Consider the following 20,108-nt stretch of genomic DNA (forward strand, 5'->3'; position numbering starts at 1 on the left):
CTCGCGAATCAGTGTTGCGATCATACGCCCAAATCCTGACGCCGCCTTACCGGCGCTTACGGGACTGGAAGACGAAGCCGATGATCTTGGCGGCGGCGTCGAAATGTTCGCGCGGAATGACCTCGTCCACCTCGACGGTGGCGTACAGGGCGCGCGCCAGCGGCACGTTCTCGACGATCGGCACGCCGTGCTCGGTCGCCACTTCGCGGATGCGCAGGGCCAGGGCATCGACGCCCTTGGCAACACAGATCGGCGCCCCGTCGCCCTGATCCGGCTCATAGCGCAGGGCGACCGAATAGTGGGTCGGGTTGGTCACGATGACGGTGGCCTTTGGCACATTGGCCATCATCCGCTGGCGGCTGCGCTGCATGCGGATCTGCTTTAGCTTGGCCTTGATGTGCGGGTCGCCTTCGGACTGTTTGAAGTCTTCCTTCAGCTCTTCCTTGGTCATGCGCATCCGCTTTGCGAAGCGCATCTTCTGCCAGATGAAGTCGGCCCCGGCCGTGGCGCCCAGCAGGATGATCGAGGACACGAACAGCGAGATGGCCATGTCGCGCGCCAGCGGCAGGATCGCCAGCGGGCTGATCGCGGCCATGTTCTCGAACTCGCGCAGGTGCGGCTTCAACACCATCCAGCACACGGCGCACACGGCGATCAGCTTCAGGAAGGTCTTGACGAATTGCGCCAGGCCGTCGGGGCCGAAGATGCGCTTGAACCCCTGCATCGGGCTGACCGCCGACCATTTGGGCTTCAGCTTTTCGGCGGTGAAGATCAGGCCTGACTGGGCGACATTGCCCCCGACCCCGCCCAGGACGGTCGCCAGCATGACCGCTCCCAGAAAGGGCGCCACGGCCCAGACGGCGCGCACCATGATCTGGTTGCCCGCGCCCGAGTTCAGCACCCCCAGCATCTCGTGCGGGGCGGCGATGAAGGGCAGCATCTGTTCGGCGATGGACGAGGCGAACCAGCCTCCCCCCATCAGGATCACCGCCGCCGCCCCCGCCAGCGACAGCACCTGGGCGACGTCGGGCGACTTGGCCGCATCGCCCTTCTTTCGGGCGTCCTCGAGCTTTCGCGGGGTCGCCTCTTCGGTTTTCGACTCGGGATCCGCGCCTTCAGCCACCAGGGCCTCCCAGCACGAAATACTCCGCCAGACGGCGGTAGCGGTCGATGAAGAGGGTGCCCAGCGCACCCAGGCTCAGGGCGAAGATCGACAGGCCCAGGATGACGCTCAAGGGCGCGGCGGCGAAATAGACCTGGAACGACGGCATGACCCGCGCCACCAGGCCGGACGCCAGGTTGAAGATCAAGGCGAAGACCAGCACCGGCGCCGACAACTGCACGCCCAGCAGGAAGCTGTCGCCCAGGGTCCGCACGGCCATCTGGGTGAAGTCGGCCATCATCAGCGGCTGGGCCGGCGAGATCAGCCGATACGAGCCCACCATGCCGGCGATGAACAGGTGATGGGTGTCGGTGGCGAACAGCAGCGTCACCCCCAGCAGGGCCAGAAAGGCGGCGATGGTCGAACCCGGCTGGGCCTGCATCGGATTGGCGGTCTGGGCGAAGCTGAGCGTCGTCTGCAGCGACACGATCTCGCCCGCCGTCGCCAGGGCGCTCATGAACATCCGCAGCAGCAGGCCGATCATCAGGCCGACGACCACCTCGCGGATGATCCATCCGACCATCAGCCCCATGCTGTCCGGCAGGCCCGGCAGCGAACCGCGCACCACCGGCCACAGCGCCAGACTGATGACCAGCGCCAGCGACAGTCGCACGCGCGGGGGCACATAGGCCTCGCCAAAGCCGGGGATCAGCATCAGGATCGCCGCGATCCGGGCGAAGATCAGCCCCCCGGCCCAGACCTGATCAGCGGTCGCATAAGCGTCCACTACATCCCCGCGATGCGGGCCGCGATCTGGCGCATGAAGCCGCCCAACAGGGCGCCCATCAGCGGCAGGAACAGGATCAGCGAAACGAAGATGGCGATGATCTTGGGCGCATAGATCAGGGTCTGTTCCTGGATCTGCGTCAGGGCCTGAAACAGGCCGATCACCACGCCGACGACCAGGCCGACCAGCAGCACCGGCAGGCACAGCTGGATCGTCAGCCAGATGGCGTCGCGCCCGACGTCCAGAACTTCCGCGCCGTTCATCGGCCCACTCCAGCAACTACTGGGCAGAAAATGCCGACAGGATGGTTAACAGGCCGCTAACCACACGCGTCTTCGCGCAGACCTGACCCACGGAAAAATCTCGCGTGCGGCCTTGAACGGCGCCGCTTCGATGCCGACGTCCCCGCCTTCGCCTTGGGGAGCGCCATCCATTCGATTTCAGACGAATTAGACGAATTAGACTCTCTTTTTTTGACTTCGCCGTCTGAACGCGCGCCTGCCTCGTAATGGGGCCGATCTTCGCCTCCCCTTCCCTCAAATGCTCCGCTATCTAGGCCGCCATGACAGACGCCCCCGCCTCCAAAGTCTCCCAGGCCGACGCCGAAGCCGCCGTCCGCACCCTGATCGAATGGGCCGGCGACAACCCGGACCGCGAAGGTCTGCTGGAAACCCCCGCCCGCGTCGCCAAGAGCTACCGCGAGCTTTTCCAGGGCTATGAGGTCGATCCCCTCTCCTATCTGGAGAAGACCTTCGAAGAGACGGGAGGCTACGACCAGTTGGTCGTGCTGAAGGACATCCGCTTCGTCAGCTTCTGCGAGCACCATATGCTGCCGGTCGTGGGCAAGGCGCACGTCGCCTATCTGCCGACGGACCGCGTCGTCGGCATCTCCAAACTGGCTCGGGTCGTGCGCGGCTTCGCCCGCCGCCTTCAGATCCAGGAAAAGATGACCTCCGAGATCGCCGAAGCCATCCAGACCGTGCTGAAGCCGCACGGCGTCGGCGTGGTAATCGAGGCCGAGCACAGCTGCATGACCCTGCGCGGCGTCAATGCGCCGGGCGCCAGCCTGTCGACCAGCCACCTGATCGGCGTCGTCCGCGACGACCCCCGCACCCGCGAGGAGTTTCTGCGTCTGGTGCGGGGCTGATGTTCGCCTGACAGGCGAACTGGCCCGACGCTTGCGGTAAAGGGATCAAAGGAGGCGCTGACGATGCCCTGGTCCCTGATTTCGACCCGCAATGAGACAGTTCAGATCGCCCGCGGCGGCTGGCTGGACGCGCTGCGTTTCATCGTGGCCTTCCTGATCATCCTGCATCACTTCCAGGCCGCCGGTCCCGAACCGCTCGCCCATCTGATCAATCCAATCTTCGAACGCGGCGGCTTTCTGCTGACCAACTTCTTCCTGATCGACAGCGGCTATGTGCTGATGCGCGTCTATGGCGCGGCGGTGGACAAGGGTCGGATGTCGCCCGGCGATTTCTTCCTGAAGCGTTTCCTGCGCGTCGTGCCCGCCCACCTGATCATGGGTTTGTCGCTGGTCGGCTTCGTGCTGCTGGCCACCGCCGCCGGCTCGCCGCCCCGCAATCCCGAATGGTTCGCCTGGGATCAGCTGCCGGCCCAGCTGCTGCTGCTGCAATCCTATGGCGTGCATGGCGGCCTGGGCTGGAACGCCCCGACCTGGTCGATCTCGGCCCTGATCGGCTGCTATCTGGCCTTCCCGTGGATCATTCGCGGCCTGATGCGTCTGGGCCCGTGGTCCGCCCTGGCCGTCGGCGTCGGCGTCTATCTGATCGCCAACCAGCTGTGCTGGTCGTTCCTCGGCTATCCCGTCTATCAGATGCCGATGCGCTACGGCATCATCCGCGCCCTGCCGCTGTTCTTCCTGGGCATGTGCCTGGCCTGGTTCGCCCAGAAGGTCTGGATCGCCCCGCGTCTGGCCGGCTGGGCCGGCGTCCTGGCCGCCGTCGGCTTCTTTGCGCTTCAACTTCACGACAAGCACGCCCTCATCGCCCTGACCCTGATCTCGATCATCATCTTGGCCGCCGGCGCCGTGCCTGTAACCAAGCCCTCGAAGTGGGTGGAGACCGCCGCCATGGTCTCCTTCTCCATGTTCATCTCCAACGAGGTGGTCCGCATCGTCTGGTTCGGCGTGGTCAATGCTGTCGAGGCGCGCGTCGCCTTGCCCCTCTTTGTTCAATGGGGCCTGTGGGGCCTGGGCGTCATGGCGGCGGTCGCCTTCGCCTTCGCCTTCCACTTCGCGATCGACAATCCGATCCAGACCCGCATCCGCGCCTGGCTGAAGCGTCGCAGCGCCCGTCGCGGCAAGGCGCAACCCAAGCTCGGCCCCGTCATCTCCATCGACGGCTGATCGCCAGCGATCCTCGACCCCAAGGTCGCCTTGGCGACCGACGATCCTCGACCAAAGTCGCTCTCTCCACCCGCCCCGCTCTCGGTCAATGTCGGCGTCCACGCATCCTGAAGGATGTGCAGAACGGCCGATAACGGCGACACGGGAGGAAATGGATCATGGCAACCGACGCACCCCTTGCGTCCGGAGGAGAGGAGCACACCGTCGATCGCAGCGATCGTCTGGTCATCCTCGCCTCATCGGTCGGCACCGTCATCGAGTGGTACGACTTCTATCTCTACGGCTCTTTGGCGGCGATCATCACCGTCCAGTTCTTCTCAGGCGTCAACGAAACCACCGGCTACATCTTCGCCCTGATGGCCTTCGCCGCCGGCTTTGCGGTGCGGCCCTTCGGCGCCATCGTCTTCGGGCGGCTGGGCGACCTTTGGGGACGCAAAAACACCTTCCTTGTCACCATGCTGCTGATGGGTCTGTCGACCTTCGTCGTCGGCCTGTTGCCGCCCTATGCGGTCATCGGCATCGCCGCACCCATCATCCTGGTGCTGATGCGCCTGATCCAGGGCCTGGCCCTGGGCGGTGAATACGGTGGCGCCGCCACCTACGTCGCCGAGCACGCCCCGCAGGGCAAGCGCGGCTTCTACACCTCCTTCATCCAGATCACGGCGACCGCCGGCCTGGTGCTGAGCCTCGTGGTGATCCTGAGCGTCCGGCTTGCGGTCGGCGAAGAGGCCTTCGCCGCCTGGGGCTGGCGCATTCCGTTCCTGGTCTCGATCCTGCTGTTGGGCGTCTCCCTGTGGATCCGCCTGAAGCTGGCCGAAAGCCCGTCGTTCAAGAAGATGAAGGCCGAGGGCAAGGGCTCCAAGACCCCGCTGAAGGACAGCTTCGGCAAATGGCCCAACCTGAAGATCGTGCTGATCGCCCTGCTGGGCCTCACAGCCGGCCAGGCCGTCATCTGGTACACCGGCCAGTTCTACGCCCTGTTCTTCCTGGAACGGGTCATGAAGGTCGACGCCACCCTGGTCTATGTGCTGCTGACCATCGCGCTTGTGGCCGCTTCGCCCTTCTTCATCTTCTGGGGTTGGCTGTCGGACAAGGTGGGCAGAAAGCCGATCATCCTGGCCGGCTGCCTGATCGCGGCCCTGACCTATTTCCCACTGTTCAACGCCCTGACGCAGGCCGCCAACCCGCGTCTGGCCGCCGCCGCCGCCTCGGCGCCGGTCACGGTCTATGCCGATCCGGCCGATTGTAACCTTCAGTTCGATCCGGTAGGCAAGACGGTGTTCAACCACTCCTGCGACGTGGCCAAATCCTATCTGGCCAAGGCAGGCGTGACCTACGCCAACGTCGCGGCGCCGGCCGGAACGGTCGCCGAGGTTCGCATCGGCGATCAGGTCGTCATCCCCAGCTTCCGGGGCGACGCCATGGCCCCGGCCGACTTCGCCGCCCAGAAGAAGACCTGGGACAAGAGCCTGGGCGAGGCTCTGACCGCCGCCGGCTATCCGGCCAAGGCCGACAGCGCCCTGGTCAACAAGCCGATGGTGGTGCTGATCCTGTTCATCCTCGGCTTCTACGTGACCATGGTCTACGGACCGATCGCGGCGGCCTTGGTCGAGATGTTCCCGACCAACATCCGCTACACCTCCATGTCCCTGCCCTATCACATCGGCAACGGCTGGTTCGGCGGCTTCCTGCCCACCACCGCCTTCGCCATCGTGGCGGCGACGGGCAACATCTATTCCGGCCTCTGGTACCCGATCGTGGTGGCCCTGGGGACGGTCGTTCTGGGCTTCCTGCTGGTCAAGGAAGGCAAGGACGTCGATCTGAACACCTGATCCTGCTTTCAGGCGGAATGAAGGGCGGGTCGTCGCAAGACGGCCCGCCTTTCGCTTGTGAAACACCCCGTGCCCGGTTCAGATGCCCCGATGTTCAGCCTGACGATCCTCGGCCTGGTCGCCGCCTATATGGCGGTGCTGTTCGCCGTCGCCTGGTCCCAGGAACGGCCGTCGGCGCGCGCGCGCGGCAAGGGGTTGGGGCCGTCGGTCTACGCCCTGTCGCTGGCGATCTACTGCACCTCATGGACATACTATGGCGCGGTCGGCACGGCGGCGCGCGACGGCTGGGAGTATCTGCCCATCTACATCGGCCCGGTCATCGGCCTGACGTTGCTGTTTCCGCTGTGGCGCCGGATCGCGGCGGCCGCCCGGCGCGAGAACGTGGGCTCCATGGCCGACTTCGTCGCCTCGCGTTACGGCAAGAGCCAAACCCTGGGCGCGGCGGTCACCGTCGTCGCCATCCTGGGGTCGCTGCCCTATATCGCGCTGCAACTGAAGTCGCTGTCGATGGCCGGCGCCCTGCTGACCGCCGGCACGCCGGTTGCGGGGTCCGAGGGTCTGACGGTCTTGGTGCTGGCCGGGGTTCTGGCCTTTTTCGCCATTCTGTTCGGCGCTCGTCGTCCCGACCTGACCGAGCACAATCGCGGCCTGATCCAGGCCATAGGCCTGGAGTCGATGGTCAAGCTGGGCGCCTTGCTGTTTGTCGCCGTCTTCGCCCTGGTCCTGCTGCTGAACGAAGGCTCGCCCCCGCGCATCATCGAGAGCCTGGGCGTCCTGGCCGCGCCGCCCGAGGTCACGCCGCGCTTCACCGCCATCACCCTGCTGTCGACCCTGGCGATCTTCTGCCTGCCGCGACAGTTCCACGTCGCCTTCGTCGAAGGCGGTCAGCCGTCGGACGTGAAGCGGGCGCGGTGGATCTTTCCCCTCTATCTGCTGCTGACCAGTCTGGCGGTGCTGCCGCTTGTGGCGGCCGGCGCCCTGTTCGCGCCGTCGGTCAATCCGGATCTGCTGGTGCTGGCGCTTCCGTTCCAGCGGGGCGAAACCCTGCTGACGGCCGTGGTCTTCGTCGGCGGCTTTTCCGCCGCCACCGCAATGGTCATCGTCGAGGCCGTCGCCCTGTCGGCCATGGTGTCCAACAGCCTGATCCTGCCCTTCCTGGCCCGCGAGCGTTGGCGGGTGCGCGGCGACGCCTCCGACATGGCGGGGACCATCCTTCAGGTAAGGCGCGGGGCCATCGTCGCGGTCCTGCTGCTGGCCTGGCTCTATTACCAGGCGACGGACCAGTCGCGCGGCCTGGCAGCCATGGGGCTGGTGTCCTTCGCGGCGATGGCCCAGCTGGCGCCGGCCCTGTTCGGCGCGGTTCTGTGGCGGGGGGGCCATGCGCAAGGGGCGCTGGCGGGCATGACGGTCGGGATGGGCGTCTGGATCGTCATGCTGGCGCTTCCCCAGCTGTCGCCCAGCGCGCCCTGGCACCTGCACGTCATGCTGGGGATAGGCGACCCGCTGGCGCTCGGCGTCTTCGTCAGCCTGGCGTTGAACCTGGCGGCCTATGTCGGCGTGTCGCGCTTTGCTCAGCCCCGCCTGATCGACCGGGTTCAGGCCCGCGCCTTCGTGGATCGGCTGGGACCGGACTGGATGGAGGCCCGGCCCGCGCCGTCGGGCGCCTCGGTCGGCGATTTGCGCGCCCTGGTCGCTCGCTTCATCGGCGACGAACGGGCCGAGCGCGCCTTCACCGCCTGGGGCGATGAGACCGACACCAAGCTGCGCGACGCCGATCCGGCCGATGCGGCCCTGGCGCGCGCCGCCGAGCGGATGCTGGCCGGCGCCATCGGCGCGGCCTCGGCCCGGCGGGTCATCGCGGCGGCGCTGGCCGGCGTCGGACGCGCGCCCGAAGACGTGGTGCGGATGCTCGACGAGGCGTCCCAAGCCGTTCAGTTCAACCGCGACCTGCTGCAGACCACGCTCGACAACATCGACCAGGGCGTGATCGTGGTTGACGAGGATCTGCGCGTCACCGCCTGGAACAGGCGCTACGTCGCCATGTTCGACCTGCCGCCCGGCTTCGTCCACGTCGGCCTGCCCATCGCCGTCATCTATCGGCTGAACGCCGAGCGCGGCGAGAGCCCCGACGACATCGAAGCCTGGGTCGAGCGACGGCTGGAAGCGCTGAGCCGCCGCATTCCCCACGACCACGAACGCCAGCAGCCCGACGGCCGGGTGCTGCGCTCCTCAGGCGCGCCGATCCCCGGCGGCGGCTACGCCACCAGCTACACCGACATCACCGCCCTGCGCCAAGCCGCGCGTGAGCTGGAAGAGGCCAACGAACGGCTGGAGGCGCGCGTTGCGGACCGCACCGCCCGACTGGACGAGGCCCGGCGCGTGGCCGAGGACGCCACGGCCTCCAAAACCCGGTTCCTGGCCGCCGCCAGCCACGACCTGCTGCAACCGCTGCACGCCGCCCGCCTGTTTATCGCCGCCTTGAAGGAGGAGCCGGCGCTGGAAGACGCGACCAGCCGCACCCTGGCGGTCAACGCGGACCGCGCCATCGACAGCGCCCACCGTCTGCTGACCGCCCTGCTGAACCTGTCCAAGCTGGAGGCCGGCGGCGTGCGGACAAATGTCGCGCGGCTGTCGCTGGGCGGCCTGTTCGACGAACTGCGCCGCGAGTTCGCGCCCGTGGCCGAGGCCAAGGGTCTGAATCTGACCGTGATGTCCAGCGGCCTGTGGGTCGCGTCCGACCGTGATCTGCTGCGCTCCATGCTGCAAAATCTGGTGGCCAACGCCATCCGCTATACGGACGCCGGCCGGGTGTTGGTCGGGGCGCGTCGGCGGGGCGAGACGGTGCAACTGTTCGTTTGCGACACCGGACGCGGCATTCCCGACACCGAACACGAAACCGTCTTCGGCGAGTTCGTGCGTCTGCCGGGCGCTGTCGACGAACCGGGCGCAGGCCTGGGCCTGGCCATCGTGCGCCGCCTGTCCAGCCTGCTCGATCACCCGCTGGAGCTGAGTTCGCGTGTGGGGCGCGGCACGACCTTCCGCATCACCGTGCCGCGCAGCGCGGCCGACCTGCCCGCCGAGGCGCCGCCGGTGCGCGAGGCGCGCCTGCCGCTGGCGGGTCTGCGCGTGCTGTGCGTGGATAATGAGCCGGTGATCCTGGACGCGCTGAACGCCCTGCTCACCCGCTGGGGCGCGCGGCCGACGCTGGTCGCCAGCGTTGAGGCGGCCAAGGCGGCGATCGGCCCCTTCGACGCCGCCGTGGTCGATCTGCATCTGGGCGATGGGCCCGAAGGGTTCGCCGTCATCGACTGGCTGAGGCCCCAGGGCGTGCGCCGCATCGCCCTGGTCACCGCCGACACCCGCGACGGGCTGAACGAGCAGGCCACGGCGGCCGGCGCCGTCCTTCTGCCCAAGCCGATCAAGCCGGCGGCGCTGAAGGCCTTCCTGTCGAGCTAGAAGCTGTGGCGAGTTAAGCCGGGTCCAGCGATTTGGCCAGGATCACCGCCTGGGTCCGGTTGTGAACACCCAGCTTTCGAAACACGCTGGTCAGATGCGCCTTGATGGTGGCTTCGGAGACGCCGAGGTCGAAGGCGATCTGCTTGTTCAGCCGGCCGGCCTTCAGCCCTTCGAGAATCCGCAGCTGCGACGGCGTCAGGCTGGCCACGCGGCCGGCGAGATCGTCGTCGGCCTCGGGCACATCCGGCGCCCAGCTGTCGCCGGCGAGAATGGCCGCGATCGCCTCGACCATCTGCGGCAGGGACGAAGACTTGGGAATAAAGCCGGCGGCGCCCAGACCCAAGGCGTGACGCACCACCGGCGCGTCCTCGCTGGCCGAGACCACCGCCACCGGCACGGTCGGCTGTTCGGCCCGCACGGCGGCGAGGCCCGCCATCCCCTCGCTGTCCGACAGCTTCAGATCCAGCAGCAACAGATCGACGGGCCCCGCAACCATCGCCGCCTTGGCCTCGGCCAGGCTGGCGCATTCCACCACCTCCGCGCCTGGCGCCGCCTTGTCGACGGCCGAGCGCAGGGCGGCGCGAAACAGGGGATGGTCGTCGGCGACGACGATGCGATCCATGGGCTTCCTTCCGTGCGCGGCGTCTGACCGGCCGCGTCGTCGCCATCATGGCGCGGTTCGACTTTGGTCGAAATTAGACCAATGGCCAATGGCTCCCCGAGGCCGGAGGCGGAAAGGTCGTCAAAGGGACGCCCGCGCGAGACGGGCGCGGGAGGTTCATCATGATCAAGACAAGCCTGATGGCGGGAGCCGCCGCCGTTGCGCTGATGGCGACGCCCAGCCTGGCCTCGGCCCAGGACCAGGCCGCGCTCGAGGCGCGCATCGCTCAGCTCGAAGCCCAGTTGAACGCCCTGAAGTCCGAGGTCGTCGCCGCGCGAACCCAGCAGGCGGCGCAACAGCAGGACATCATCCGCCTGGAGACCCGCCCCGCCGCGCCCGCCCCGGTCCAGCAGACGTCGGCGCCGGCGGCGCCCGGCGAGGGCTTCCGCATCGGCGACCACACGGTCAAGTTCGGCGGCTTCGTCAAGGTCGACGCCTACGCCAGCCGCTATTCCGGGGGCGATCCGGTCAACGGCGACGCGCTGCGTGAATTCCACATTCCCGGCTCCATCCCCATCGGCGGCGCGGATGAGGATACGGCGACCGACTTCAACGCCCGCCAGACCCGGTTCTGGCTTACCACCGACGGCATGGTCGGCGGCCACAAGATCGGCACCCGGATGGAGATGGACTTCCAGACCCTGCCCGGCGCCGGCGACCAGCGCACAACCAGCCCGGCCAACCCGGCCCTGCGTCGCGCCTTCATCACCATCGACAACTGGCTGATCGGCCAGGAATGGACCAACTTCCAGAACACCGCCGTCCTGCCTGAATCCGCCGACTTCATCGGCGCGGCGGAAGGCACCGTCTTCGCCCGTCAGGTCCAGGTTCGCTACACCCGCGGGCCCTTCTCGGTCTCGGTCGAGAACCCCGAGACGACCGTGACCCCGTTCGGCGGCGGCGCCCGCATCGTGGCTGACGACAACAGCATCCCGGACTTCACCGCCCGCTATGCGGTGTCCAAGCCCTGGGGCGACTTCCAGTTCGCCGGCCTGCTGCGTCAGCTGAAATACCAGAGCCCCGCGACGAACATCAATTCCACCGCGACGGGCTGGGGGCTGTCGGCCTCGACCAAGATAAAGGTCGGCGCCAAGGACGATCTGCGCCTGATGGTGACGGGCGGCGAGGGCATCGGCCGCTATGTCGGTCTGAACTTCTCCAACGACGCCGTGCTGAACGGCTCGGGCGATCTGGATGCGATCGGCGTCGTCGCCGGCTTCGCCGCCTATCGCCACGTCTGGGCGCCCGGCTGGCGTTCCAGCCTGATCTGGTCGGCGCAGAAGGTGGACAACGACCTGGCCTTCACAGGTCTGACCGCCAACCGTTCGGCCCAGAGCCTCCACGCCAACTTGATCTGGTCGCCGGTTACGGCGTTTGATGTCGGCGCCGAACTGATGTTCGCAGACCGCGAGATCGAAACCGGCGCCAGCGGCGACATGACCCGACTGATCCTGTTCGCCAAATACGGATTCTGATTTGATGCCGGAGACGTCTCGCGTGCCTGATCCCGCCCTCTATCCCGTCCCTGCCGACTGGGCCGACAAGGCCCACATGGACCGGGAAACGTATGAGGCGGCGCGGATCGCCGCGCGCGAGACGCCGGACGCCTTCTGGGCCGAACAGGCCAGACGTCTGGACTGGATCACGCCGCCGACCCGGATCAAAGACGTCTCCTTCAAGAAGGAAGACTTCCGTATTCGTTGGTTCGAGGACGGCGTCCTGAACGTCTCGGCCAACTGCATCGACCGTCACCTGCCCCACCGCAAGGACGAGACGGCGATCATCTGGGAAGGCGACGATCCCGCCGACAGTCGCCATATCACCTTCGGCGAACTGCACGCCGAGGTGTGCCGCATGGCCAATGTGCTGAAGGCGCATGGGGCCAAAAAGGGCGATCGGATCACCCTGTATCTGCCCATGATCCCCGAGGCCGCCTACGCCATGCTGGCCTGTGCTCGGATCGGCGCCGTTCATTCGGTCGTCTTCGGCGGCTTCTCGCCCGACAGCCTGTGCGGCCGGATCGAGGACTGCGGCTCCAACCTGGTCATCACCGCCGACGAGGGCCTGCGCGGCGGCAAGCACATTCCGTTGAAGGCCAATGTCGACGAGGCCCTGACGAAGGTGAAGGTCGACACCGTCCTGGTCATCCGCCGCACCGGCGCCGACGTGCCGATGATCGAGGGCCGCGACTTCGACTATGGGCTGGAGGCCGCCAAGGCCGACACCGACTGCCCGCCCGAGCCGATGAACGCCGAGGATCCGCTGTTCATCCTCTACACCTCCGGCTCGACGGGTAAGCCCAAGGGCGTGCTGCACACCACGGGCGGCTATCTGTTCTGGGCCGCCTGGACGCACGAGATCGTCTTCGACTATCGCCCCGGCGAGGTCTTCTGGTGTACGGCCGACGTGGGCTGGGTCACGGGCCACTCTTACATGGTCTATGGGCCGCTCGCGAATGCGGCGACGACCCTGATGTTCGAGGGCGTCCCCAACTATCCCGACGCCGGCCGCTTCTGGCAGGTGGTGGACAAGCACAAGGTCGATATCTTCTACACCGCCCCCACGGCCCTGCGCGCCCTGATGCGCGAGGGCGATGCGCCGGTGAAGGCCTCTTCGCGCGCCTCGCTGCGTCTGCTCGGCACGGTGGGAGAGCCGATCAATCCCGAGGCCTGGCGCTGGTATCACGAGGTAGTCGGCGACGGCCGTTGCCCCATCGTGGACACCTGGTGGCAGACCGAGACGGGCGGCCATCTGATCACCCCCCTGCCCGGCGCCACCGACCTGAAGCCCGGATCGGCGACCCTGCCCCTGCCCGGAGTCGAGCTTCAGATCGTGGACGCCGAGGGCCAGCCGCTGGAGGGCGCCGTCTCCGGCAACCTGTGCATCACCGACAGCTGGCCGGGCCAGATGCGTACCGTCTATGGCGACGATCAGCGCTTCTTCGACACCTATTTCTCGACCTATCCGGGCCGCTACTTCACCGGCGACGGCTGCCGTCGCGACGAGGACGGCTACTACTGGATCACCGGCCGGGTGGACGACGTCATCAATGTCTCCGGCCACCGGATGGGCACGGCCGAGGTCGAGAGCGCGCTGGTCCTGCACGACGATGTCGCCGAGGCGGCGGTCGTCGGCTATCCCCATGACATCAAGGGCCAGGGCATCTACGCCTATGTCACCCTGAACAACGGGGCCGAGGCGACCGAGGATCTGAGAAAGGCCCTGGTCGCTCACGTTCGTCACGAGATCGGCCCTATCGCCGCCCCCGACGTGATCCAGTGGGCGCCGGGCCTGCCCAAGACCCGGTCGGGCAAGATCATGCGCCGCATCCTGCGCAAGATCGCCGAGAACGAGATCGGCGCTCTGGGCGACACCTCGACCCTGGCCGACCCGTCGGTCGTAGACGATCTGGTCAAGAACCGCGCCGGGGCTTAGCCACGCGGGGTTCAATGCGGCGCCGGCTGAGCCTATCTGTGCGTCAGCCTGCCGCAGCCTGAGTTGATTATGCGCCGTTTCCTGTCCCGCCTGCCCATCGACGGCTATCTGCTGGCCCTGATCGGCATGGTGATCCTGGCGGCGCTGTTCCCCGCCAGCGGACAGGCGGCCGTGGTCATGGACTGGGTGGTCAAGGCCGCTATCGCCCTGCTGTTCTTTTTGTATGGCGCGCGAATGTCGCCGGCGGCCATCGGCGCGGGCCTGCTGCACTGGCGACTTCAGGGCACGGTCTTCCTGTCGACCTTCCTGCTGTTTCCGCTGCTGGGTCTAGGCCTCGTTCTCCTGATGCGGGGGTCGCTTCAGCCCGATCTGCTGACCGGGATGCTTTATCTGTGCCTGCTGCCGTCCACGGTGCAGTCGTCCATCGCCTTCACCTCCATCGCCGGCGGCAATGTCGCGGGCGCCCTGACCAGCGCCAGCCTGTCGAACCTGCTGGGCGTGATCGTAACGCCGTTGCTGGTCGCCCTGCTGATCGGCGGCGCCAATGGCGGCATCCATCTGCAGTCCATTCTCGACATCGGCCTGCAGATCCTGGCTCCCTTCGCCGTGGGCCAGCTGTGCCGCCCCCTGCTGAAGGACTGGCTGACCCGCCACGCCAAGCTGACGGGGCTGGTGGACCGCGGCTCCATCCTGCTGATCGTCTATGCCGCCTTCAGCGAGGGCGTCGTCGCCGGCGTCTGGTCCCAGGTCGCGCCGCTGGATCTGGCCAAGGTCATCGGTCTGAACATCGCCCTGCTGGCCATCGTCCTGGCCCTGACCCTTTTCGCCGGGCGCGCGCTGAAGTTCGATCGGCCCGACCGGATCGTCATCCTGTTCTGCGGCTCCAAGAAAAGCATGGCCACCGGCATCCCGATGGCCGGCATCCTGTTCGCCGGTCACGCGGTGCCGCTGATCGTCCTGCCGATCATGCTGTTCCACCAGATCCAGCTGTTCGCCTGCACCATCATCGCCCAGCGCTATGCGCGTGAGAATGAAGCGGTGGCAGTCATCGAACAGACCGCATAGGTCCGGCGTGACTTGAGCTAAATCAGAGATTAGGCCGGGTCCGCTTTAGTATTCCTGTGCACATTATCATGCTTTCCGACGCATTAACGTCGGCGATCAAGGTTAAGCCGCGTTAGGCGTGTTCGCTCGCGTGACCTTAACGCGCGGCGTTCTAGTGTTCCTCTGCAATGTGCAGATCGGAACCGCAGATGACCCAAGGTATCCTTCGCGCTCTCGCCGCCGCCACGCTCGGGCTCGGCCTGGTCGCCGCCGCCGCTCCCGCCTTCGCCGGGCCGACCGCAGGCGGCACCTATCGCCTTCGCGCCACCGTGCCTGTCGCGTGCTGGGTCAAGCCCACCTCGCCCGTCCTGGCCGCCGCCGGTCGCTCTGGAGAGGTGGTCGAGGCCTGCAACAGCCCCGGCGGCTTCACCGTCTCGGCCCAGTATCGCCCGTTGTCGCTGACCGAAAAGGCGGTGATGTTCTACGGCGACCGGACATTTGATCTGGACAAGTCCGGCATGCAGACCTTGCGCCGCTCCAGCATCGCGACGATCCGTTCGGTGTCCTATCGCTTCGACGAGGTCGAACTGGAACAGCCGCTGATCCTGGCCCTGACGATTCAGCCGATCTGATCGACGACCATATCCATCCCAATTGAAGAGAGGCGGGGACGCGCGACGTCCCCGCCTCTTTTTGTTTGGCTCCGGCGCTTAAAGTGCGGCGACCGTGAAGGTCAGGATGTCGGAATAGTCGCCGGCGCGCTTGCCGGTCGTGCTGCCGACGCTGATGGTCAGCGGATAGTCGTCCAGTCGCGCGCGACGCGACACCACATCGACCCGACCGCCGCGCGACAGGTCCATGTCGCGATCGCCCAGCACCAGACCATAGGGCACATACCATTCGCTGGCGCCCTGACGCAGGCGGCCCTGGTTCTGCGACGCCACCGAGACGCTATATCCGGCCGTGCTCAGAACATAGAGGGTCGTGCGCAGCTGCCGAACACCTTGGGTCAGTTCCCCCAAGTCGATCGTCGGCGTGCCGCCGTTGCGACGAAACTCGCCCTTCAGACCCATGACGGCGGCCGAAGGCACCTGGAGGCTGAGCGTGACGGGTTTTTCCGCCAGCGGTCGGCCGTCCGGTGTTTCCAGATTGATGAAGGCGTTCTGGGAATAGAGACCCGCCGACAGGGTCTCAGCCGGGGCGGCGGTGAAGGAGAAGCGCATCAGACCCCGCTCGCCGGCCGCCAGGTTGAGCGGCCGCACCCCGATGCGGCGAGCGCTCTGGCCCGCGCGCGGCGTGACATCCGCGCCGCCTCGCTCGTCGACCAGGGCGTAGGCCATACGCTGGGCGCCGGCTTCGTTCACCAAACCGAACTGCTCGCCGCGCAGTTCGACGCGGCTGACGGCGGTGCAGGGTCCGTCGCCCTGGTTCACCACGGCGACATCGAATTCCTGCACGGCCACGTCCTGATCGAACGGCTCGTAGCGCATCATCCATTGATCGGCGCCGGATTCGATCACCAGTTGGCAGCCCGGCGCGGCCTGGCTGGGCGCGGCCGCCATCAAGGTCGCCGTCGCAGCAGCGGCGGCCAGGAGCAGGGCGGATGTACGATTACGGGACATTTCAGCCTCCTCGGCTAAGTCTTGGGCTCAGGCTTCGGGCACGTCGAGCGGAACGGTAATGGTCTTGAGATCGAGCAGACCTTCGTTGTCCGCGGGAACCGTAAACTCGAACCCGAGCGCCGGCGTGGAGAACAGTTCGACGCGATAGCGCTTGCCCGGCTCAAGGTTCTGCACCGCAAACCGTCCAACCGAGTTGGTGAAGAACAGTTCGGGCTGTGCGTTCGCATCATCAAGGGGCGTCACACGACCCGAGATCAGCGACACAGGACGGTTTTGGTTGCCGACCAGACGGCCCAGCGCGCTGACGAACTTGGCGCTGCCGACCTGGATAGCGTAGCCGCTCTTGTAGGTCGGACGGACGCGCGCGATGCCGTCGCCGATGTTGTAGCCCAAAGGCGCGTCGAGCACGTCATAACGCACCGACTGGTTCACATAGGCGGTCAGGTTGTTCGCCACCGCGCCGCCCAGCAGGCCGCTGCGACCCGTGTAGCGACCGCCTTCGAAGCTGTCGCCGACGATGACGGGATGATCGTCGATGCTCTTGTGCGGATAGACGATGGCGAAGCTGTCGTAGATGTTGCGGCCCACAGCGACCTTGCCCCCGGTCGTCGAGATCGACGATCCGAAGCGCAGATTGGTGATCTGCTCCTGCGTAATGTTCGAGAAATCCCGCCCGAACGCCGTATGGCTGAGGCTGGCGTCAAAGCGATTGCCGACATAATCGACCTGACCCGAAACGGTCGCGGGACCATCGTCATAGGTGGAGGCCAGCGAATAGCCGAAGGAACCGACGCGGTTCTCGCTGGACTGCTGCGCGCGCACGCTGCCGCTGTTTCGGGCCGAGTTATAGCGACCTTCGACACGGCGATCGTAACGCGGCTGCCAGATCAGGGCGAAGGTCGCGCCGAAGCCGCCGGACTGGAAGCCGCCGAAGCTGGCGCCGAAGTCGGAGTACTCCAGCCCGACCTGCGCGCTCCATTCCGGCGCGAACCGGTAGGTGGAGGTCGCGTTGATCGAATAGGAATCGTCGATCAGATCGCTTCGGCTCATCCGATAGGAGGCGCTGACGTTCGCCAGCCAGTCCTGCGAGAACTGGTGCGAATAGCCGCCGGAGAACACCCATGACGTCGGGTTCTGACCGGTCGGATTGCCGATGGAGGAGAAGTCTTCCGAGGTGAAGTCGGCGACGACGGTCCAGCTATCGAAGGTCTCGCCCAGATCGACGACGTGGTCGTAACCCAGCGCAAAAGCGTAGCCGACGCCGGGGTCGCCGTTGCTGGCGGCGGCGTCCAGGCGAACCCGCGCGCCGTTGCGAAGGATCAACTGGCTCTGACCCGACAAGGTCTGGGCGTCCTGCGACGCCTGGAAACCGATGCCCACAGCAGGTCGGTTCTCGAACGCCTTGCGCCAGAAGCCGGTGAAGGCCAGTTCGCCTTCGGAATAGTCGGGCGATCCGAAGATGCCGTTGTTGATTGCGCCGAAATAGGCCCCGTATTCGTAGTCGCCCGGTTCAAGCTCGATGGCGTCCAGATAGGCGCTGTAGGCGACCGTTTCGGCGCGGCCCGAGTCGTTCTGGATTTCCAGCTGGATGTCGTTGGAGCCGGTTTCCAGCGGCAGGTTGGTCAGGTCGTACTGGCCGGGATCAAGGCGAAACTCGCGCACGAACACGCCGTTTCTCAGCACACGGATCGTCGAGGCTTCCTGCAGCACCAGCTGACGGCCGCCGGCCAAGACATTGTTGCGGAACGAGTCAAAGCGTTGACGCTGGCGCGACACGCCGACCCCGCCGAGCTGCGAGAAGCCCTGACGACCACGGATTTCCGGTTCCAGATCGCCCAGATACCAGCGGCGATAGTCTTCGGGCTGATCGAAGACGAACCGGGCGTAGCGACGCTCGACATTGTATTCGCCGGTGAACAGATCCTCGCGGCCCTGAACGTCGGCTTCGAAGACCAGGCGCTTGTAGCGAATGGCGCCGTTCAGGAAGACGCTGGGCTTGCTGAAATCGCCGGTCGATTCCCGACGCTGGATCGAGACGTTGCTGTTCAAATAGGCGCTGAAGGGTTCGGGCGGCAGGCCCGGCGTTTCCGGCTTACCGCCACGAAACAGCGACTCGACCGTGCGCTTCGTCGGATCAATGCGCAGGACCAGAACGGCCAGTTGCTCGGGGTCATAGTCCAGTTGGATGCCGGTGTCGTTGATCTCTTCAGGCGCAAACGACGTGACGCCTTGCAGGCGGGTGGCGAGTTCGGTTTGCGCTTCCGGGGTCAGCAAGGGATCGATCAGCGTCTTGAAGCCCGCCGTGTCGACAATGAAGCGGTCGTCACGCGTCAAGACGACAGGGAGTTCGCCCAGAACGCGGCTGTTGAAGTTCAGCGGCACCGTCATCGGGATGTCGCGGTCGTAGGGGTTGATGTCGCGACGTTCGCGCGGCGCGGCAGGCGCAGATGCAGTCGGCGGCGTTTGCTCGACCGGAGCCGGCGCATCGGGCGTAGGCCCAGCCACCGTTGGGGCGGGCGCGGGCTGGGCAGGCGCCTGCATGGCTTGAGCGCCGGAGGCGGCGGTTTCGCCAGCCGCCAGGCTGGCTCGGTTCAGAGCCGCCGTGGCATCCTCTGCCGCCTGTTCGTAGGCCGCGCTTGCTCCCCTAATGGCGGCCAACGCCGATGATTCCGGAACGCACGCCAGCCCCCAGGCCAGTGCGAGAACCGAGACGCCCCCCAGCGCTCTCATCGTCCGAACTTCAACGTGACGGGCTTGGCGGGATCCAGCGCCGTGCCGGTGGGCAGTTTGAAGGTTCTCTTGCCGCCACCGGGAGCCAGATAACCGACGCCGACCGTCTTGGAGATTTCACCGCTGTCGTATTCGCGGCGGAAAGGCTGGCCGGCGGTGTCGGTGCCTTCCACAATCCAGGTAGCGCCGCTCATCAGGGCGTAGCGCTTGCCGGTGTTGGACACGACGATCTCGATGCCGGGTTCCGCGGGCGGCGGAGGCGCGGCCTGACCGTTGGTGAGGGTGGGATCGATCTCGGGCGCCGGCGGGCTGACCAGGGCGGGCGTCACCGAGACGACCTCGACCTTCGGTTCGGCGCCGGGCGGCGCCACGACGATCAGCGCCTTCATTGTATAGAGAACTTGAACCGACACCGCGCCGCCGCTGTCGGGCGTGGCGGTGGGATCGGTGGCGACCGGCAACTGACGGACCCAAAGGTAGTAGGCGTGCGACGTCTCGATCTTGGGATCGCCGACCCATTGGACGCGAACCACCTGACGACCATTGACCGGCACCAGCCCTTGGGGCGGGAAAACCAGGAAGTCGTCGTCGGCGTCCGTCTCGGTCACATTGCCGTTGGCGTCGATATCCATGCGCGTGATGCGCGTCTCGAACGGCAAGGCGACGGATCCAACGTTGCCGACCTCGATCCGGGCGGCCGATCCAGCGCCGGTCGTTGTCAGTTCGGACACCATCGGCGACACGCGCATGGCCCACGCTGCCCCCGCGATCGCCATGACGAGCGCAACCGCAAGCACGCCGATCGCCAAGGCGATAGACCTGCCCCTGCGAACGCTGAACGATGAAGACATTGTGCTACTTCCCCCGAAGACCGGTCTGACGCCGGCTTGAGATTCCCGTCGCGAGCCGCCGCGCCCGGGCTGCTGCAAGCGTCGCGCCAGCTTGACTTAAGTATGGCGTAACAATGGTGACTGAAACGCAAACAGGGGGGACATGCAGACCCCCCTGTCGCCGTTTCTCAAGACGTTCTGAAGATCAGAAGGCTTGGATGTTGACGGTCAGCTGGCCTTC

Annotated in this window: 15 protein-coding genes; 8 read left to right on the plus strand and 7 right to left on the minus strand. The window is 66.5% G+C overall.

Annotated features, from left to right (window positions below):
- Positions 1-46: 46 nt before the first annotated feature.
- The 3 genes from flhB to fliQ are packed head-to-tail and all read right to left on the minus strand — an operon-like array spanning position 47 to position 2,152.
- On the minus strand, positions 47-1,123 hold the full coding sequence (gene flhB / locus QRN13_RS04745) for a flagellar biosynthesis protein FlhB (RefSeq protein WP_284877025.1): 1,077 nt from the start codon (positions 1,121-1,123) through the stop codon (positions 47-49).
- Entirely contained in the window at positions 1,116-1,889 is a 774-nt protein-coding gene (gene fliR, locus QRN13_RS04750; RefSeq protein ID WP_066629549.1) for a flagellar biosynthetic protein FliR, read from the minus strand. The genes flhB and fliR overlap by 8 nt, the downstream gene beginning before the upstream one ends.
- Positions 1,889-2,152, minus strand: a complete 264-nt coding sequence (gene fliQ / locus QRN13_RS04755; RefSeq protein ID WP_017505641.1) for a flagellar biosynthesis protein FliQ — start codon at positions 2,150-2,152, stop codon at positions 1,889-1,891. Before fliQ ends, fliR begins: the two co-directional genes overlap by 1 nt.
- A gap of 299 nt (positions 2,153-2,451) precedes the next feature.
- Between fliQ and folE the strand changes: the two genes are divergently transcribed.
- The 4 genes from folE to QRN13_RS04775 all read left to right on the plus strand — a co-directional run bounded on the left by folE (position 2,452) and on the right by QRN13_RS04775 (position 9,545).
- Complete coding sequence (folE, locus tag QRN13_RS04760; protein ID WP_055806832.1) at positions 2,452-3,036, plus strand: GTP cyclohydrolase I FolE; 585 nt, start codon at positions 2,452-2,454, stop codon at positions 3,034-3,036.
- 63 nt (positions 3,037-3,099) lie between these two features.
- Positions 3,100-4,257 (plus strand): acyltransferase family protein, encoded by a 1,158-nt coding sequence (locus tag QRN13_RS04765; RefSeq protein WP_284877026.1) that lies wholly within the window; start codon positions 3,100-3,102, stop codon positions 4,255-4,257.
- A 158-nt stretch (positions 4,258-4,415) separates the two neighbouring features.
- The gene (locus QRN13_RS04770; RefSeq protein ID WP_284877027.1) at positions 4,416-6,089 is read left to right on the plus strand and encodes an MFS transporter; all 1,674 of its coding nucleotides are present in this window, start codon (positions 4,416-4,418) and stop codon (positions 6,087-6,089) included.
- A gap of 90 nt (positions 6,090-6,179) precedes the next feature.
- Entirely contained in the window at positions 6,180-9,545 is a 3,366-nt protein-coding gene (locus QRN13_RS04775) for a hybrid sensor histidine kinase/response regulator (protein ID WP_284877028.1), read from the plus strand.
- A gap of 13 nt (positions 9,546-9,558) precedes the next feature.
- Here QRN13_RS04775 and QRN13_RS04780 read toward each other — a convergent pair whose 3' ends face one another.
- The gene (locus tag QRN13_RS04780; RefSeq protein ID WP_039246281.1) at positions 9,559-10,167 is read right to left on the minus strand and encodes a response regulator transcription factor; all 609 of its coding nucleotides are present in this window, start codon (positions 10,165-10,167) and stop codon (positions 9,559-9,561) included.
- A 161-nt stretch (positions 10,168-10,328) separates the two neighbouring features.
- Between QRN13_RS04780 and QRN13_RS04785 the strand changes: the two genes are divergently transcribed.
- The 4 genes from QRN13_RS04785 to QRN13_RS04800 all read left to right on the plus strand — a co-directional run bounded on the left by QRN13_RS04785 (position 10,329) and on the right by QRN13_RS04800 (position 15,317).
- Positions 10,329-11,681: a DcaP family trimeric outer membrane transporter gene (locus QRN13_RS04785; RefSeq protein ID WP_284877029.1), complete on the plus strand. Its 1,353-nt coding sequence runs from the start codon at positions 10,329-10,331 to the stop codon at positions 11,679-11,681.
- Positions 11,682-11,685: 4 nt separating this feature from the next.
- Positions 11,686-13,641: an acetate--CoA ligase gene (acs, locus tag QRN13_RS04790; RefSeq protein ID WP_284877030.1), complete on the plus strand. Its 1,956-nt coding sequence runs from the start codon at positions 11,686-11,688 to the stop codon at positions 13,639-13,641.
- A 69-nt stretch (positions 13,642-13,710) separates the two neighbouring features.
- Positions 13,711-14,706 carry a bile acid:sodium symporter family protein gene (locus QRN13_RS04795; RefSeq protein WP_284877031.1) on the plus strand — a complete coding sequence of 332 codons (996 nt, stop codon included), beginning with the start codon at positions 13,711-13,713 and terminating at the stop codon, positions 14,704-14,706.
- A 188-nt stretch (positions 14,707-14,894) separates the two neighbouring features.
- On the plus strand, positions 14,895-15,317 hold the full coding sequence (locus QRN13_RS04800) for a hypothetical protein (protein WP_055753852.1): 423 nt from the start codon (positions 14,895-14,897) through the stop codon (positions 15,315-15,317).
- A gap of 78 nt (positions 15,318-15,395) precedes the next feature.
- Here QRN13_RS04800 and QRN13_RS04805 read toward each other — a convergent pair whose 3' ends face one another.
- From QRN13_RS04805 to QRN13_RS04815, 3 genes are read right to left on the minus strand one after another with little or no spacing between them, the layout of a single operon-like run.
- Entirely contained in the window at positions 15,396-16,307 is a 912-nt protein-coding gene (locus tag QRN13_RS04805; RefSeq protein ID WP_066629532.1) for a hypothetical protein, read from the minus strand.
- A gap of 27 nt (positions 16,308-16,334) precedes the next feature.
- Positions 16,335-19,037, minus strand: coding sequence for a fimbria/pilus outer membrane usher protein (locus tag QRN13_RS04810; RefSeq protein WP_284877032.1), 2,703 nt, complete (start codon positions 19,035-19,037; stop codon positions 16,335-16,337).
- Positions 19,034-19,846 (minus strand): fimbrial biogenesis chaperone, encoded by an 813-nt coding sequence (locus QRN13_RS04815; protein ID WP_284877033.1) that lies wholly within the window; start codon positions 19,844-19,846, stop codon positions 19,034-19,036. The genes QRN13_RS04810 and QRN13_RS04815 overlap by 4 nt, the downstream gene beginning before the upstream one ends.
- Between the last annotated feature and the right edge of the window lie 262 nt (positions 19,847-20,108).

It is taken from the genome of Brevundimonas sp. MEB006b, assembly GCF_030209705.1.
GTDB lineage: Bacteria > Pseudomonadota > Alphaproteobacteria > Caulobacterales > Caulobacteraceae > Brevundimonas.

Coding starts and splice junctions, on each gene's coding strand:
- QRN13_RS04770 (WP_284877027.1), top strand. CDS start 4,416: ATGGCAACCGACGCACCCCTTGCGTCCGGAGGAGAGGAGCACACCGTC.
- folE (WP_055806832.1), top strand. CDS start 2,452: ATGACAGACGCCCCCGCCTCCAAAGTCTCCCAGGCCGACGCCGAAGCC.
- QRN13_RS04780 (WP_039246281.1), bottom strand. CDS start 10,167: ATGGATCGCATCGTCGTCGCCGACGACCATCCCCTGTTTCGCGCCGCC.
- QRN13_RS04775 (WP_284877028.1), top strand. CDS start 6,180: ATGTTCAGCCTGACGATCCTCGGCCTGGTCGCCGCCTATATGGCGGTG.
- acs (WP_284877030.1), top strand. CDS start 11,686: ATGCCGGAGACGTCTCGCGTGCCTGATCCCGCCCTCTATCCCGTCCCT.
- QRN13_RS04765 (WP_284877026.1), top strand. CDS start 3,100: ATGCCCTGGTCCCTGATTTCGACCCGCAATGAGACAGTTCAGATCGCC.
- QRN13_RS04800 (WP_055753852.1), top strand. CDS start 14,895: ATGACCCAAGGTATCCTTCGCGCTCTCGCCGCCGCCACGCTCGGGCTC.
- QRN13_RS04795 (WP_284877031.1), top strand. CDS start 13,711: ATGCGCCGTTTCCTGTCCCGCCTGCCCATCGACGGCTATCTGCTGGCC.
- QRN13_RS04785 (WP_284877029.1), top strand. CDS start 10,329: ATGATCAAGACAAGCCTGATGGCGGGAGCCGCCGCCGTTGCGCTGATG.
- fliQ (WP_017505641.1), bottom strand. CDS start 2,152: ATGAACGGCGCGGAAGTTCTGGACGTCGGGCGCGACGCCATCTGGCTG.
- QRN13_RS04805 (WP_066629532.1), bottom strand. CDS start 16,307: ATGTCCCGTAATCGTACATCCGCCCTGCTCCTGGCCGCCGCTGCTGCG.
- QRN13_RS04810 (WP_284877032.1), bottom strand. CDS start 19,037: ATGAGAGCGCTGGGGGGCGTCTCGGTTCTCGCACTGGCCTGGGGGCTG.